12 protein-coding genes and 1 pseudogene are annotated in these 14,907 nt (G+C 60.0%); 10 read left to right on the top strand and 3 right to left on the bottom strand.

Annotation, left to right across the window (positions count from 1 at the left end):
• Positions 1-1,710 (bottom strand): polyphosphate:AMP phosphotransferase, encoded by a 1,710-nt coding sequence (gene pap, locus E4Q08_RS20730; RefSeq protein WP_169071771.1) that lies wholly within the window; start codon positions 1,708-1,710, stop codon positions 1-3.
• The gene (locus E4Q08_RS20725; RefSeq protein ID WP_034909941.1) at positions 1,703-2,464 is read right to left on the bottom strand and encodes a 16S rRNA (uracil(1498)-N(3))-methyltransferase; all 762 of its coding nucleotides are present in this window, start codon (positions 2,462-2,464) and stop codon (positions 1,703-1,705) included. The genes pap and E4Q08_RS20725 overlap by 8 nt, the downstream gene beginning before the upstream one ends.
• Before the next feature lie 56 nt (positions 2,465-2,520).
• Here E4Q08_RS20725 and E4Q08_RS20720 point away from each other — a divergent pair, with 56 nt between their 5' ends.
• The 5 genes and pseudogenes from E4Q08_RS20720 (at position 2,521) to E4Q08_RS20700 (ending at position 8,441) form a co-directional block, all read left to right on the top strand.
• Positions 2,521-3,072 carry a thioredoxin family protein gene (locus E4Q08_RS20720; protein ID WP_169071770.1) on the top strand — a complete coding sequence of 184 codons (552 nt, stop codon included), beginning with the start codon at positions 2,521-2,523 and terminating at the stop codon, positions 3,070-3,072.
• Positions 3,073-3,135: 63 nt separating this feature from the next.
• On the top strand, positions 3,136-3,945 hold the full coding sequence (locus E4Q08_RS20715) for an inositol monophosphatase family protein (protein ID WP_034917593.1): 810 nt from the start codon (positions 3,136-3,138) through the stop codon (positions 3,943-3,945).
• 166 nt (positions 3,946-4,111) lie between these two features.
• Positions 4,112-5,204, top strand: a pseudogene (apbC, locus tag E4Q08_RS20710) (iron-sulfur cluster carrier protein ApbC).
• Between the two features lie 323 nt (positions 5,205-5,527).
• Positions 5,528-6,094 (top strand): dCTP deaminase, encoded by a 567-nt coding sequence (gene dcd, locus E4Q08_RS20705; protein ID WP_169071769.1) that lies wholly within the window; start codon positions 5,528-5,530, stop codon positions 6,092-6,094.
• Positions 6,095-6,203: 109 nt separating this feature from the next.
• A complete protein-coding gene (locus tag E4Q08_RS20700; protein WP_169071768.1) occupies positions 6,204-8,441 on the top strand; it encodes an arginine/lysine/ornithine decarboxylase in 2,238 nt (745 codons plus the stop codon).
• Positions 8,442-8,488: 47 nt separating this feature from the next.
• Here the strand turns inward: E4Q08_RS20700 and E4Q08_RS20695 are convergent, their stop codons facing one another.
• The gene (locus E4Q08_RS20695; protein ID WP_034916285.1) at positions 8,489-9,940 is read right to left on the bottom strand and encodes a hemolysin family protein; all 1,452 of its coding nucleotides are present in this window, start codon (positions 9,938-9,940) and stop codon (positions 8,489-8,491) included.
• Between the two features lie 330 nt (positions 9,941-10,270).
• Between E4Q08_RS20695 and hisG the strand changes: the two genes are divergently transcribed.
• The 5 genes from hisG to E4Q08_RS20675 all read left to right on the top strand — a co-directional run bounded on the left by hisG (position 10,271) and on the right by E4Q08_RS20675 (position 14,726).
• Complete coding sequence (gene hisG, locus E4Q08_RS20690) at positions 10,271-10,927, top strand: ATP phosphoribosyltransferase (protein ID WP_034916291.1); 657 nt, start codon at positions 10,271-10,273, stop codon at positions 10,925-10,927.
• Positions 10,920-12,233, top strand: a complete 1,314-nt coding sequence (hisD, locus tag E4Q08_RS20685) for a histidinol dehydrogenase (RefSeq protein WP_169071767.1) — start codon at positions 10,920-10,922, stop codon at positions 12,231-12,233. The genes hisG and hisD overlap by 8 nt, the downstream gene beginning before the upstream one ends.
• A gap of 211 nt (positions 12,234-12,444) precedes the next feature.
• Complete coding sequence (locus E4Q08_RS25510; protein WP_256436019.1) at positions 12,445-12,579, top strand: hypothetical protein; 135 nt, start codon at positions 12,445-12,447, stop codon at positions 12,577-12,579.
• A gap of 84 nt (positions 12,580-12,663) precedes the next feature.
• Positions 12,664-12,996, top strand: coding sequence for a DUF3024 domain-containing protein (locus E4Q08_RS20680; protein ID WP_169071766.1), 333 nt, complete (start codon positions 12,664-12,666; stop codon positions 12,994-12,996).
• A gap of 197 nt (positions 12,997-13,193) precedes the next feature.
• Entirely contained in the window at positions 13,194-14,726 is a 1,533-nt protein-coding gene (locus E4Q08_RS20675) for a mechanosensitive ion channel family protein (protein ID WP_169071765.1), read from the top strand.
• The last annotated feature ends 181 nt before the right edge of the window (positions 14,727-14,907 follow it).

Raw genomic sequence — 14,907 nt, 5'->3', positions numbered from 1 at the left:
TCAAGCGACGGGTCTCGCCTTCTCTCCGGCCTCCACGGCTTTCGCCTCTTTCGCCTCTTTCGCCGCTCTCGCTTTCTCGGCCCTCAACGCATTCGCCCGCTGGGTTTTCGTCTGCTTGGCATGCTCGACCTTCGATTCGTGTTCCTCCTTGACATCCTTGGCTTCTGCCTCCTTCGCCACCTCGGCCTTGGGCGCTCTTGCAATCAAAACCCTCGGCTCTTTCATCGGCTCGACTTTGAGTTCCTTTTCCAGACGTTCGCAGATCGTTCGCAGAACCTTGATCCGGGCAAACAACTTGTCGTTGGACTCGACGATCGTCCACGGCGCGGTGCCGGAACTGGTCCGGTCGATCATGTCGCAGACCGCTTCATGATAGGCAGCGGCCTTCTCGCGGTTGCGCCAGTCTTCCTCGGTAATCTTGAAGCGCTTGTGTTCGATCTTGGCGCGTTCCTCGAAGCGCTTGAGTTGCTCCTCGTCGCTGATCTGCAGCCAGAATTTGACGACGATGCCGCCGGCATGCCAGAGGTCGTGCTCGAAATCATTGATCTCCGAATAGGCACGCAACCAGTCCGCCTCGCTGCAGAATCCTTCGACCCGCTCGACGAGCACGCGCCCATACCAGGTGCGGTCGAAAATGGCCACTCGTCCGAGCCGCGGCATATGCCGCCAAAATCGCCACAGATAGGGTTGTGCACGCTCCTCTTCGGTCGGTGCGGCGACCGGGATGATCTGATACTGGCGCGCATCCATCGCCGACATCACCCGCCGGATGGCACCGCCCTTGCCGGCCGCGTCCGAACCTTCAAAAGCGAGAATCAGGGCCCGCTTCTTGAACTCTGGGTGGCGCATCAGTTCCGCCAGACGCCCCTGCCAGGTCGAAAGCTCGGTTTCGTACACCTTTTTCGTCAGGCTTTGCGTCATGTCCAGTGAACTCAGCACGTCGAGACGGTCGATACGTGGCGAGAAGGGTGGAGCTACCGGAGAATTCTGGTCGCGCTTGTCGGCCAGCCGCTTCTGTAGCGAGTCGAGAATCGTTTTGCCGACGGTCAGCGAGCGATAACGGTCGTCGGTTCCCTCGACGATGATCCACGGTGCCCAGGGCGTATTCGTCGTACGCAACAGGTGGCCGGCAACTTCCTGCATCTTGTCGTAGGTCTTCAGGCGATCCCAACTGGTCTTGGTGACCCGCCAGCGGGTCAGCGGGTTTGCCTCGATCGCTTTCAGGCGCTCGCGCTGCGCATCCTTGGAAAGATGTATCCAGAACTTGAGCACCAGCGCACCCTCATTGACCAACATCGCCTCGAAGCGATTGAGCTGATCCATGCGCTGATCGAAATCGGATCGTGAGAGGCTGTTGCCAATCCGCTCGGCGATCGGATGTGAATACCATGAACCGGCGAAAATCCCGATCCGCCCTTTCGGTGGCAGCGCCCGCCAGTAACGCCACATCGAGGGGTGAGCGCGCTCTTCGGCTGTCGGCGCATAAAAGGCATGCGTCGAGAGGTAACGTGGATCCATCCATTCGTAGAGGACATTGATGGTTTCACCTTTACCCGAACCATCTACGCCGCTGATCAGAATGATCACGGGGAAGCTGCCGTTCTCGCGCAACTGGAACTGCGTTTCGAGCAGCGCAGCGCGCAGCTTGGGCTCCTCTACCTTGAATGTTTCCTTGTCGATCTTGTGTCCCAGTTCTGCTGATTCAAACATCAGTCGTCTCCTCCTTCAAGTCACCCCACAAATACTGGATTGCTGCCAAGGCAGCCAGGCCAGCGGTTTCGGTGCGCAGGATACGCGGCCCGAAGCGCACCGGCTGAAAGCCGGACAACGCTGCAAGGTACGTTTCCTCAGGTGCCAGGCCACCCTCGGCGCCGATCAACAGTTCAACGGAGTTGCCCGATGGCGGCTCCGAAAGTTTCGCAAATGACTGTCCACCTTCCGGCACCAGCATCAGGCGCAGGGAACCTGGCTCGGGCTTGCGCGCCAGCCAGTATTCGAGGCTCTCCGGCATGGCCACTTCGGGCAACCGGTTGCGGCCGCACTGTTCACAGGCTGCTGCGACCACCCCGCGCCAATGCGCTACTCGGCGCAGCGCGCGCTCACCTTCGAGACGTAGCACACTGCGCCGTGAAATCACCGGGACGATTCGGCCGACGCCGAGTTCGACGGCCTTCTGTATCGTCAAGTCCATTTTTTCGCCAGCCTGCAGCGCCTGCACCAGCGTGATCGATAGCGGTGATTCTCGTTCCGTCGCCATCCAGCCCTGCACATCGACGCTGACCCTGGTTTGCTCGATGCCAACAATCCGGGCCGGATATTCGCCACCGGCCCCGTTGAAGAGCATGACCGCATCGCCGCGACGCAGACGCAGCACCTTGACCGCATGATGCGCAACCCGTTCGGGCAAATCTACGCGCTCGCCGGCCGCAAGCGGCATCGGGCAATGAAAGCGGGGACCATTCACCGTGGTATTATAAGAGTTTCGCTGTTCGATGGTCGTTGTTTGGAGGCATCTTCTTTATGGCGCTCACCCCCCCGGTTTGTGACTTTGGCTGGCAGGCCGTTGACTTCGAACTCGAGGATACCCATGGTTCCCGGCAAACCCTCGCCAGCCTGCGTGGTCCGAACGGGTTGCTACTGATGTTCATCTGCAACCACTGCCCCTATGTCCAGGCGATCATCGACCGCATTTGCCGCGACGCGCGCGCGCTACAGGCTCTGGGTATCGGCGTCGCAGCCATCATGAGCAATGATCCGGCCGAATACCCGGAAGACTCCTTTGAAAACATGCAACGGGTGGCCAGGGATCTGCATTTCCCCTTTCCCTATCTGCTTGACGCCACCCAGGATGTGGCTCGCAGCTACAAAGCGGTGTGCACGCCGGACTTCTTCGGCTTCAACCGCCATCTGCAATTACAGTATCGTGGACGTCTGGACGCCAGCGGCCGTCTGCCGGCCCCTCCCGATGCCCGACGCGAACTGGTCGAGGCAATGCGCCTGGTTGCCGAAACCGGTCGCGGCCCACACGAGCAGACCGCCAGCATGGGTTGCTCGATCAAGTGGCGCAACTGATTCAGCATGTGCGATGAAGAAGGCGCAGGCACGCCGGCGATCACTGACGCCAAGCTGAAGCGCATGCTCGACGCCAGCGTCGCGGTGGTCCGCGAGGTGGCGCAACGCGAGATCATTCCGCGTTTCCTGCGCGTCAGTCATGGACAACGCAAGGACGATGGTTCGCTGTGCTCGGAAGCCGACCTCGCTGCGCAGCATTTTCTCATGGGGCGTCTGACCGAGATCCACGCCTGCCCGATCATTGGCGAAGAAATGACACCGGCGGTGCAACGAGCCGGTTGGCAAGACGGCAGCACCGACGAGCACGGGCTGTGGTGTATCGACCCGATTGACGGCACCACCAATTTCATCAACGGGCTGCCCTGCTTTGCCGTTTCCATCGCCTGGATGAGTGCGCGGCGCGCACGCCTGGCGGTGACCTACAATCCGATCACCGACGAAATGTTCTATGCCCGTGAAGGCAATGGCGCCTACCTCAATGGCCGCCGCCTGCCCTTGCGCCAGGTGACCGCGGATATCCGTCGCGCCGTCGGGGGAGTAGACTTCAAACGGATCCCGAAGCCACTGGCTGACCGAATCGCAGTCAGCCCGCCTTTTTACTCACAGCGCAATTTCGGCAGCTCGACACTCGACTGGTGCAACCTCGCCGCGGGTCGGCTCGATCTCTATCTGCATGGCGGCCAGATGCTCTGGGACTACGCCGCCGGCAGCCTGATCCTGCGCGAAGCCGGCGGCCAGATGTGTACCCTTGCACAGGATGACTACAACGCGGATGATGTCTGGCGACGCCCGGTAATCGCTGCACTCGATCCGACGGTATTCGCCACATGGCGAGACTGGGTTCGCTACCACAGCCAGCCCGCGATCTTCTGATCAAGCGCCGCTGGTCTGCTTCCGGCGCTAGTCGATCCATAGTTTCCCTCCGGTCTGCCAACTGCCGAACTACTGCACCCGGCATCGCGGGCTTGCGTGTGCTTTGCCGATATTTCGGTTAAACTTTACTAAATTACTCTGGTATCCACCACAGGAGCTTTGACCAATGGCTGTAACGACTGAAGCCGTACAGGCGGCACTCAAGGAGTTGATCGATCCCAATACCCAAAAGGATTTTGTCTCCACACGTTCCGCCAGGAACATCAGGATCGACGGCGCCGACCTCGCGCTCGATATCGAATTGGGTTATCCGGCAAAAACCCAGCTGGACGACATTCGGCGCGCGGTGCTCACAAAGCTCAGGAGCATCCCCGGAGTCGGCAATGTCAGTGTCAATGTCACGGTCAAGATCGTCGCGCACACCGTTCAGCGTGGCCTGAAGCCGCTGCCCGGCGTCAAGAACATCATCGCCATCGCCTCCGGCAAGGGGGGGCGTCGGCAAGAGCACGACGGCGGTGAATCTGGCATTGGCGCTGGCCCAGGAAGGGGCCAGCGTGGGTCTGCTCGACGCCGACATCTACGGTCCTTCACAGCCGCAGATGCTCGGCCTGGCCGGACAGAAACCGGAATCACAGGATGGTACGTCGATGGATCCACTATGGGCGCATGGCCTGCAGGCGATGTCGATCGGGTTCATGATCGACGTCGATTCACCGATGGTCTGGCGCGGGCCGATGGTCACCCAGGCGCTCGAACAATTGCTCAAGCAGACCAACTGGCAGGATGTCGATTATCTGGTGGTTGACCTGCCGCCAGGAACCGGCGACACGCAGCTGACGCTGGCACAGAAGGTCCCGGTCACCGGTGCGGTCATCGTCACCACCCCACAGGACATCGCCCTGATCGACGCGCGCAAGGGACTAAAGATGTTCGAGAAGGTCGGCATCCCGATTCTCGGCCTGGTGGAAAACATGAGCATCCACATCTGCACGCAGTGTGGACACGAGGAATACATTTTCGGTCAGGGCGGCGGCGAGCAGATGTGCCGGGACTACGACACCGAGTTCCTCGGCGCCCTGCCACTGGAACTCTCGATTCGCGAACTGACCGACTCCGGCAAGCCGACAGTGGTCGGTGCACCGGAATCGCGCGCTGCCGAGATTTATCGGACGATTGCGCGCCGCCTGGCGGTCAAGGTTGCCGAGCGCGCCAGGGACATGAGTGCAAAGTTTCCGAGTATCGTCGTACAGAACACTTGAACGGCCTTCCTCCGGCAGCGACGGGGCCGGGCCGTCCTGCATTTGAGCCATCTGAGCCTTGCCACACGCCTGCCGGCAAGGGCAGCTAACGGTCATGACTTTTCCAGGCACCCCCGATCATGAAAGTCATAGTGGGGAGGGGAGCCCTTCGACAAGGCTCAGGGCTGGATTCGTGAGTCGCTGACGCGACTTTCACATCAAACAGCGTGCACGAGACCGCAAGTACGAGAACTGCAGCGCTCTCGACAGCAGTTCCTTCTGTTGCCTGGACACCGTAGAATGAGAGCCTTTCCTGGATCAGCGGTGTGTTGGGGTAAGCGGCAATGTCAATCAAATCGGATAGGTGGATCCGCCGCATGGCGGCAGAGCACGGCATGATCGAACCTTTCGAGCCGAATCAGGTGCGCGAGATCGATGGTCGCCGCATCGTTTCCTACGGCACCTCCAGCTACGGCTACGACATTCGCTGTTCGAACGAATTCAAGCTGTTCACCAATCTGAATTCGACGATCGTTGACCCGAAGAACTTCGATCCGAATTCGTTCGTCGAGGTCAAGAACGATTTCTGCATCATCCCGCCGAACTCCTTTGCCCTGGCGCGGACCATCGAGTATTTCCGCATTCCGCGCAGCGTCCTGACAGTCTGCCTCGGGAAGAGTACCTATGCACGTTGCGGCATCATCGTAAACGTCACGCCTTTTGAACCCGAGTGGGAAGGCCATGTAACGCTCGAGTTCTCGAATACGACGCCACTGCCCGCCAAGATTTACGCCAATGAAGGCATCGCGCAGGTTCTGTTCTTCGAATCCGACGAGGAATGTGAAATATCGTACAAGGATCGTGGCGGCAAGTATCAGGGCCAGATGGGCGTGACCTTGCCGAAGATCTGATGGGCATGCGACGCCACACACCGCAAGGTACCGAGGCATGCAGGCAAATCAACTGTGCTGCGCTTGTCGCCGCCCCCCAGCCAACCGACTCCTGATACTGGATCCCTGAATGCATTTCAATTTCCCGGTCATCGTCATCGACAAAGACTACCGTTCGGAAAACACCGGCGGGCTCGGGATTCGCGCGCTGGCCAAGGCGATCGAGAAGAAGGGCTTTGAAGTCTTCGGCGTGACCAGTTATGGTGACCTGACTTCGTTTGCCCAGCAACAAAGCCGCGCCTCGGCCTTCATTCTGTCCATCGACGATGAAGACTTCAGACACGGCAAGGCCGACCAGACCGTCGGCAGTCTGCGTGCCTTCGTCAAGGAGATTCGCTGCCGCAACGAGGACATCCCGATCTTCCTGTACGGCGAAACGCGCACCTCCCGGCACATCCCGAACGACGTGCTGCGCGAGTTGCATGGCTTCATTCACATGTTCGAGGATACTTCCGAGTTCATCGGCCGCCACGTGGTCCGCGAGGCCAAGGCCTACCTGGAGAGCCTGGCGCCACCCTTCTTCCGCGCCTTGACGCACTATGCCGAGGACGGATCGTATTCCTGGCACTGCCCCGGTCACTCGGGCGGTGTCGCTTTCCTGAAAAGTCCGGTCGGGCGGATGTTCCACCAGTTCTTCGGCGAGAACATGCTGCGCGCCGATGTCTGCAACGCCGTCGAGGAACTCGGTCAGTTACTCGACCACACCGGTCCGGTCGCCGCCTCGGAGCGCAATGCGGCGCGAATCTTCAATGCCGACCACCTGTTTTTCGTCACCAACGGCACCTCGACCTCGAACAAGATCGTCTGGCATTCGACCGTCGCGCCAGGCGACGTCGTCGTCGTCGATCGCAACTGCCACAAATCGATTCTTCATTCGATCATCATGACCGGTGCCATCCCGGTCTTCCTGATGCCGACCCGCAACCACTACGGGATCATCGGACCGATACCGAAAGAAGAGTTCCGCTGGGAGAACATCCAGAAGAAGATCGCGGCGCATCCCTTCGCGCGCGCGGTCGCCGCCAAACCGCGCGTACTCACCATCACCCAGAGCACCTACGACGGCATCCTCTACAATGTCGAAGAAATCAAGGAAATGCTCGATGGCGTGATCGATACCCTGCACTTCGACGAAGCCTGGCTGCCGCACGCGGCTTTCCATGATTTCTACGGCGATTACCATGCCATCGGCGCTGATCGCCCGCGCTGCAAGGATGCGATGATCTTTTCGACGCAGTCGACGCACAAGCTGCTGGCCGGTCTCTCGCAAGCCTCGCAGATTCTCGTCCAGGATTCCGAAGGGCGCAAACTCGACCGCGATGTCTTCAACGAAGCGTACCTGATGCACACCTCGACCTCGCCGCAGTACGCGATCATCGCCTCCTGCGACGTCGCGGCAGCGATGATGGAAGCCCCCGGCGGCACCGCACTGGTGGACGAATCAATAGCCGAAGCGCTCAACTTCCGCAGCACGATGCGCAAGGTCGAAAAGGAATGGGGTGCCGACTGGTGGTTCAAGGTCTGGGGCCCGGAAGACCTGTCGGAAGAAGGCCTCGAAGACCGCTCGGCGTGGATCCTCAAGCCCGGCGAACGTTGGCACGGCTTCGGCATGCTCGCCGAAGGCTTCAACATGCTCGACCCGATCAAGGCAACGGTCATTACGCCGGGACTCGATGTCGATGGAGACTTCGCCGATTGGGGAATTCCGGCGGCGATCGTCACCAAGTACCTGGCCGAGCACGGCATCATTGTCGAGAAATGTGGTCTCTATTCCTTCTTCATCATGTTCACCATCGGCATCACCAAGGGTCGCTGGAACACGCTGGTCACCGAACTGCAGCAGTTCAAGGATGGTTACGACCAGAACATGCCCTTGTGGAAGGTGATGCCGGAGTTCCTGGCCAAGAATCCGCGCTACGAGAAATGCGGGCTGAAAGACCTCTGCAAGCAGATCCACGGCATCTACGCGGCCAACGATGTCGCGCATCTGACCACTCGCATGTACCTCTCGGACATGGAGCCGGCAATGAAGCCGACCGATGCTTTTGCCCGTATGGCACATCGCGAGATTGACCGCGTTCCGATCGACGATCTGGAGGGAAGGATCACCAGCACCCTGCTGACTCCCTACCCACCGGGAATTCCCCTGTTGATCCCGGGCGAGCGCTTCAACGCCACGATCGTTCGCTACCTGCAATTCGCGCGCGATTTCAACGAGCGTTTCCCTGGCTTCGAGACCGACGTCCATGGCCTGGTCAAGGCAATCGTCGACGGCAAGCCGGTCTACTCGGTCGATTGCGTTCGCTAGCAACCGCGGGAATCGCTGCGACGAGCCCGGCAAGCCGTCGTCACTGGCTAGCGGTCATTCGTTGCGTGCGACTCGTCCGTGGATGGCAAACTGGCATCTGCTGCCGAAGAGTTTTCGACCAGACGGACGACCCCATCGTCTCCAACGGCGGTATCTTCGAACTTCAACAGGGTGATCCGATGGTTGTCCATCTCGAGCACCGTCAGTTGGCCGCCTTCCAGCTGGACGGTATCGCCGACTTTCGGCACGCTGCCGTGCCTCTTGTAGAACAATCCCGCGAGGGTGACGTAGTCGTCATCAGTCGGGAACGGGAAATCAAGCAGGACGTCGAGATCGGAAACCCGCATCGAGGCGTCGATTTCATACTGACTGCCAATCAGTTTCCTGACTCGCCTCGCCTGGCGAGTGAATTCATCCTCGTAGTCGCCGACGATTTCCTCGAGGATGTCTTCGAGCGTGATGATGCCCTCGGTGCCGCCATACTCGTCGATCACCACCGCCATCTGCTGCCGGGTGCGCTTGAAGTCCTTGAGCAGGTCGCTCAGCAACTTGCTGTTGGGAACGACGTACGGCGCCTGCACAAAGTCACCGACTGGACGGTGACTGACTTCTTCGAGCGTCTGGCCGGTACTCTCGGCCATCACCGTCAGCAATTCCTTGATGGCGACCACGCCAGTGATCCGGTCCAGGCTCTTGTCGTACACCGGGAAGCGTGCGTGTGGCACGTCGCGGAAGACACGCAGGGCGTCGGCCAAGGTATCTTCCTGCGCCAGGGCCCGGATGCGCGTGCGCGGGATCATGGCCTCGCGCACCGTGTGCTCGTCGAGTTTGAACACCCCGCGGATCATCTCCGTTTCCTCCGGCGCCAGTGTCCCATCCTTCTCGCTCGCCGAGAGAATCATGCGGATTTCCTCGACCGACATCGTGAAGTGGCTATGGCCTTCGCCTTCGAGATTCCGCTGCCCGAAAAGCCGCAGCAACGCGTCTGAAGACAGCTTCATGATGTAGATCAGCGGCCGGAAGGTGAGGTAAAGAATGTTGATGATGCCGCCAACCGCCATGCTCATCTGCTCGGCCTTGTGAAAGGCCAGCACCTTGGGCGCCAGCTCGCCGGCGACCACATGCAGAAACGAAATGACGATAAAGGCGAAGACGTACGAGACCGTGTGTGCTGCCTTGACGAGGGCTTCGCTGTCGCCGAACAGGGCAAAGGTCGAGACGAAGGTCGAATCGGTCAGCGTGCTGATCGTCTCCATACCGACGGCGCCAAGGCCCAGGGAAACCAGGGTGATGCCGACCTGGGTCACCGAGTAGAAACGTTCCGGCTCATTGTGCAGCATCTCGACCCGTGCTGCGCGCCGATCGCCCTCCTCTGACAATTGCCTGATGCGGCTGCGGCGGGCCGAGGAAATGGCGATCTCCGAACCGACAAAAAAGGCATTGCCGGCGACGAAGGCCAGAATCAGTCCAAGGTTGATGTAAAGATGCAGTTGGTCCATCTGAGTGCTCCTCCGGTGTTTGCGGCAGCTGAATACCCCGGTTGCCCCCTGGGAACTCTCCAAAGGAACGACCAGATCCAGCGCCATCGTGACCGCGTGCGCTGCATAACTCTTGCTTTTCTGCAGGCTTTCCCCCTGCTTGCGCCACGGCGCCCGAATAATACGCCATTTATGCCTAAACTCTAACCCTTCAGGGCAATACTGCCCGCTTCAGGAAAGCAGCGAAGGGCACCTCGCCTCGTTCCTTCCCTTGCCGACTGACTCTCGCGTGTGCCGCTCCGGCCGCTGCATTGCGGTAGAATGCGGGCTTTGTCGCGCAGGGAAAAGGCCGTGGACGGCATCACCATTGCTCTATCGAAGGGCCGGATTTTTGACGAGACTCTGCCCCTGCTGGCAGCCGCCGGGATCGAGCCGCTCGAGGATCCAGAGACCTCGCGCCGCTTGATCATCCCGACCAATCGGGAAAATGTCCGCGTGGTCATCGTCCGCGCCACCGATACCCCGACCTATGTGCAATACGGTGCCGCCGACCTCGGCGTCGCCGGCAAGGACGTTTTGCTCGAGCACGGCAGTGAAGGTCTCTACCAGCCGATCGACCTGAAGATCGCCAGGTGCCGGATGATGGTCGCCGTACCCGCCGGTTTCGACTACGCGCACGCCGTGCGCCAGGGCGCGCGCCTCAAGGTGGCGACCAAGTACGTCAATATTGCCCGCGAACACTTCGCGGCCAAGGGCGTACATGTCGACCTGATCAAGCTCTACGGGTCGATGGAACTGGCACCGCTGGCCGGACTTGCCGATGCCATCGTCGACCTGGTGTCCACCGGCAATACGCTGAAAGCCAACAATCTGCTCGCCTGCGAGCACATCATGGACATCTCGTCGCGGCTGATCGTCAATCAGGCCGCACTCAAGCTGAAACGCGAAATGCTGGCGCCGATTCTCGAAGCCATCGCCGAAGTCACGGAGTCATCGACCAATGATTGAGATCAAGCGCCTATCCAGCACGGACGCCGACTTCCAGGCCCGCCTCGATGCGCTGCTGGCCTTCGAGGCGGCGCAGGATGCCTGCGTCGAACAGACGGTCGCCGGCATCCTCTCCGAGGTGAAAGCACACGGCGACGCCGCAGTGATCGAGTACACCCGGCGTTTCGATGCCCTGAGGGTCCATTCGATGGCCGAACTCGAACTCTCTCAGAACAAACTGCAGCAGGCACTCTCCAGCCTGCCACCAGCACAGCGCCAGGCGCTCGAAGCCGCTGCCGAGCGCGTGCGCAGCTACCACCTGCGGCAGCCTCTGCAGAGCTGGCAATACGAAGACGAAAGCGAGGAAACGCGCGGCACGATGCTGGGCCAGAAGGTGACGCCGCTCGACCGCGTCGGCCTCTACGTCCCCGGCGGCAAGGCCTCGTACCCCTCTTCCGTGCTGATGAACGCGATTCCGGCGCGTGTCGCCGGGGTCAGGGAACTGATCATGGTCGTGCCGACGCCGGCTGGCGAGAACAACCCGCTGGTTCTCGCCGCTGCGGCATTGGCCGGCGTCGATCGCGTCTTCACCATCGGCGGCGCGCAGGCGGTCGCCGCTCTCGCCTACGGTACAGAGACCATTCCCCAGGTAGACAAGATCGTCGGCCCCGGCAACGCCTATGTCGCCGCCGCCAAGCGCCGTGTCTTTGGCGTCGTCGGCATCGACATGGTCGCCGGTCCGTCGGAAATACTCGTCATTTGCGATGGGCAGACCGACCCCGACTGGGTAGCCATGGACCTTTTCTCGCAAGCCGAACACGACGAACTCGCGCAGTCGATCCTGATCTGTCCGGATGCCGATTACCTCGACCGCGTTGCCGCTTCGCTCGACGCACTACTGCCAACGATGCCGCGTCAGCGGGTCATTCGTGCAGCACTCGAAAATCGCGGCGCGCTGATCCAGGTGCGCGATCTCGACGAAGCCTGCCGCATCGCCAACCGCATCGCACCCGAACACCTCGAACTCTCGCTGGTCGATGCCGAAGCCTGGGTGAACAAGATTCAGCATGCCGGTGCGATCTTCATCGGCCCTTACACTTCGGAGGCTCTCGGCGACTACTGTGCCGGCCCCAACCACGTCCTGCCGACGTCCGGCAGCGCCCGCTTCTCGTCACCGCTGGGGGTGTACGACTTCCAGAAACGGACCAGCCTGATCCGGGTGTCACAGGCCGGTTCGAAAACCCTGGGCCGCATCGCGGCAACGCTGGCGTATGGGGAGGGCCTGCCGGCGCACGCGCGGTCGGCGGAGTATCGGGTCGAGAGCTGAAGCGCTGGGGTGAAACCCGAAGCCGCGCTGCTGCGGAATCGCTCCGCGGTAGCCTGTGCATCCCGTCTGTGATCCCGGAAAATCGCCAGAACCCTGGGGGATGAAAGAGATTCAGACTTCGATCACGGCATTTGAATCCACACTTTATTATTCACATGCAGGAAAAATTCCCAGAAGCACAGAAGTTCAGGATTGAGATGCAGGAGGAGATATGGCTAATATTCGAAAAGCGTGGGTTTTCAGCCCGCCCAAACCTGTCGCACCCAAGGTGTCAGCGCAGGTAAAGGCCGATTTGCAACAAAAAGCGGACGAACTCGTCGAGACAGCAATTCCCGGCCTGATTTAACATGTTGATTTATATTGACAATTAACGCACCAAACCTGTGCATGCAATTTGGGAACTATTTGTAATCAATGGCTTGGGCAACTTATGCCGGGAATTGCTGTCGTCGAGACGGTTCTGAAGCCGAAGTATATCCAGTCTCCGCCTGCGCCAGACCAATTTCAGCACAACTATATCGCCGATATTTATACCAAGTGGTATCGCCATTATTTTTACTTTTGTGCGAAGTATTGCGTCCCACACCCGGATGCAATGGTGCCGTTTTTTGAAGCGAAATTCTCCCGACTGGAATATACCGGAAGAGAGCGATTCAATATGTCATACATGCGCCATACCGGCGAGTGGGTGAATATTTATTCCGACTTGGCCATCGAAGAATGTTTGGTAGCCATCACGGAAGATTCACTATTTGAACCGTAACCCCCCCAAGTTCGACGGATGGCAGATAAGTTATTGAACTTTAAGGCTTTAAATGCGCCACTACATAACAATCTAACCTATCATAATCAATTACTTAGGCGCAAAATCGTCGAACTCGGGTAACCCGATTCCCGCGCCGTCTGCTGCGGCGGGAACTGGCAAGCAGACCGGAACGAAACCCTCTCGGAGAAATACTGATGCTGCAGCTATGGGAAACCGCGGTCGGCTATTTCTGGCGCCCGGAACTGCCCTGGGCGCTTGGTTTTACTTTTGGGTTGGGGCTCCTTCTTCTGCGTTTCCTGCGCGCCGATCGGCGGGTGATCATCAACTCGCTGGAACTGTACGTATTTTGCCTTCTTGGCAAGTTCGTCTCGGCCGTGCTCGAAGCCTTCGGTCTACACAGCGGGGCAGAGATCGTCCACGAGATCTTCGTCCTGGGTTCCGGTCTGATCATGATCCATTTGACCGGGTTGCTGCTGTTCCGCCTGACCTTCCCGTTGATCCGCCTGCGCACGCCAAGAATCATCGAGGACCTGTTGATTTTTGTCGGATACATCGCCTGGGTTCTGGTGCGATTGCGTCTTGCCGGCATGGATCTGGCGAGCCTGGTCACGACCTCGGCGCTGATCACGGCGGTCGTTGCCTTCTCGATGCAGGATACGCTGGGCAACACCATGGGAGGGCTGCTGCTGCAGTTGGAAAGTTCGCTCAAGATCGGCGACTGGATCAGCATCGGCAGCGTCTCGGGTCGAATCTCCGAAATCCGCTGGCGTTACACGGCGGTGGAGACACGCGACGGCGAAACCGTGGTCTTTCCCAACAGCGTCTTGATGAAAAACCCGTTTACCGTCATTTCGAGTCCTGGCCAAAGGCAACCGGAGTGGCGGCGCTGGCTGTGGTTCAACGTGCATTGCTCGATCCCGCCGGGACGTGTGATCGAGATCGCCGTAGCGGCGGTGACGGCGGCTGACATCGCGAATGTCGCCAAAGAGCCCGAGCCGGGTTGTGTGCTGATGGAGTTCGGTTCTGGATTCGGCCGTTATGCGCTACGCTATTGGTTGGTGGACCCTGGCCCCGATTCCCCTACCGATTCCGCGGTCAGGATGTGCCTGTTCGCTGCTTTGCAGCGCGCCGAGATCGAGTTCGCGATCACCGAGCACAGCGTGCATATGGTCATCGATTCGCAACAGCGCCGCGAGCAGAGCCAGGCACGCGACCGGCAACGTCGCCAGGCAGTTCTCCGCTCTGTCGATCTGTTCAGCGGGCTGACCGAGGGCGAGCTTGCGATCCTGGCCGAAGGTCTGACCTACACTCCGTTTGCCAACGGGGAGGTGATCATTCGTCAGGGCGTGGCAGGGGATTCGCTCTACCTGCTGGCCGAAGGGGAAGTCGATGTCTGGATCGAAGGTCCCGCGCAAAGCCGCCGCCATGTCGCCACTCTGGAGCCGGGCGAGGTGTTCGGCGAGATCGGGATGATGACTGGAGAGCCACGCCGCGCCACATTGATCGCCAGGAGTTACGCGCAATGCTACCGATTGGACCAGGCAAACTTCGAGCAGGTGATCCGTTCACGCCCCGAAATTGCCGAGGAAATCGCGCGCATTGTCGCCACCCGCGAACGGGAATTGGCCCGGTTTCAAGAGGACCATCTGGGGCGCGCGAGCACCGAGGTTTCGCTGCGTGCCCAGAGCATCCTGGGCAAGATGCGCGCGTTTTTCGGGTTTCGCTAACGGTCATGACTTTTCCAGGCACCCCCGATCATGAAAGTCATGACCGTTTCCCTCTCCCTCGACCCCTTCCACGGCCCGCGCTGCATCGCGGGCCGGCTGCGGCGGCGCGGAGCGGTGCTCCGCGAAACCCCGCCTGCGCCCCCGCGAGGGGGGAGGGGAGATTCGTGAGTCGCATACGCGA

This window comes from Candidatus Accumulibacter contiguus (assembly GCF_012940005.1).
Lineage (GTDB): Bacteria > Pseudomonadota > Gammaproteobacteria > Burkholderiales > Rhodocyclaceae > Accumulibacter > Accumulibacter contiguus.
Note: the sequence above shows the minus strand (reverse complement) of the source record. Positions and strands in the feature narration are given on the sequence as shown.

What these genes read in the sequence shown, in the direction of transcription:
- E4Q08_RS20720 (WP_169071770.1), top strand. Translation starts at nt 2,521, where the DNA reads ATGGCGCTCACCCCCCCGGTTTGTGACTTTGGCTGGCAGGCCGTTGAC.
- hisD (WP_169071767.1), top strand. Translation starts at nt 10,920, where the DNA reads ATGATTGAGATCAAGCGCCTATCCAGCACGGACGCCGACTTCCAGGCC.
- pap (WP_169071771.1), bottom strand. Translation starts at nt 1,710, where the DNA reads ATGTTTGAATCAGCAGAACTGGGACACAAGATCGACAAGGAAACATTC.
- E4Q08_RS20680 (WP_169071766.1), top strand. Translation starts at nt 12,664, where the DNA reads ATGCCGGGAATTGCTGTCGTCGAGACGGTTCTGAAGCCGAAGTATATC.
- E4Q08_RS20715 (WP_034917593.1), top strand. Translation starts at nt 3,136, where the DNA reads ATGCTCGACGCCAGCGTCGCGGTGGTCCGCGAGGTGGCGCAACGCGAG.
- dcd (WP_169071769.1), top strand. Translation starts at nt 5,528, where the DNA reads ATGTCAATCAAATCGGATAGGTGGATCCGCCGCATGGCGGCAGAGCAC.
- E4Q08_RS20695 (WP_034916285.1), bottom strand. Translation starts at nt 9,940, where the DNA reads ATGGACCAACTGCATCTTTACATCAACCTTGGACTGATTCTGGCCTTC.
- E4Q08_RS20700 (WP_169071768.1), top strand. Translation starts at nt 6,204, where the DNA reads ATGCATTTCAATTTCCCGGTCATCGTCATCGACAAAGACTACCGTTCG.
- E4Q08_RS25510 (WP_256436019.1), top strand. Translation starts at nt 12,445, where the DNA reads ATGGCTAATATTCGAAAAGCGTGGGTTTTCAGCCCGCCCAAACCTGTC.
- E4Q08_RS20675 (WP_169071765.1), top strand. Translation starts at nt 13,194, where the DNA reads ATGCTGCAGCTATGGGAAACCGCGGTCGGCTATTTCTGGCGCCCGGAA.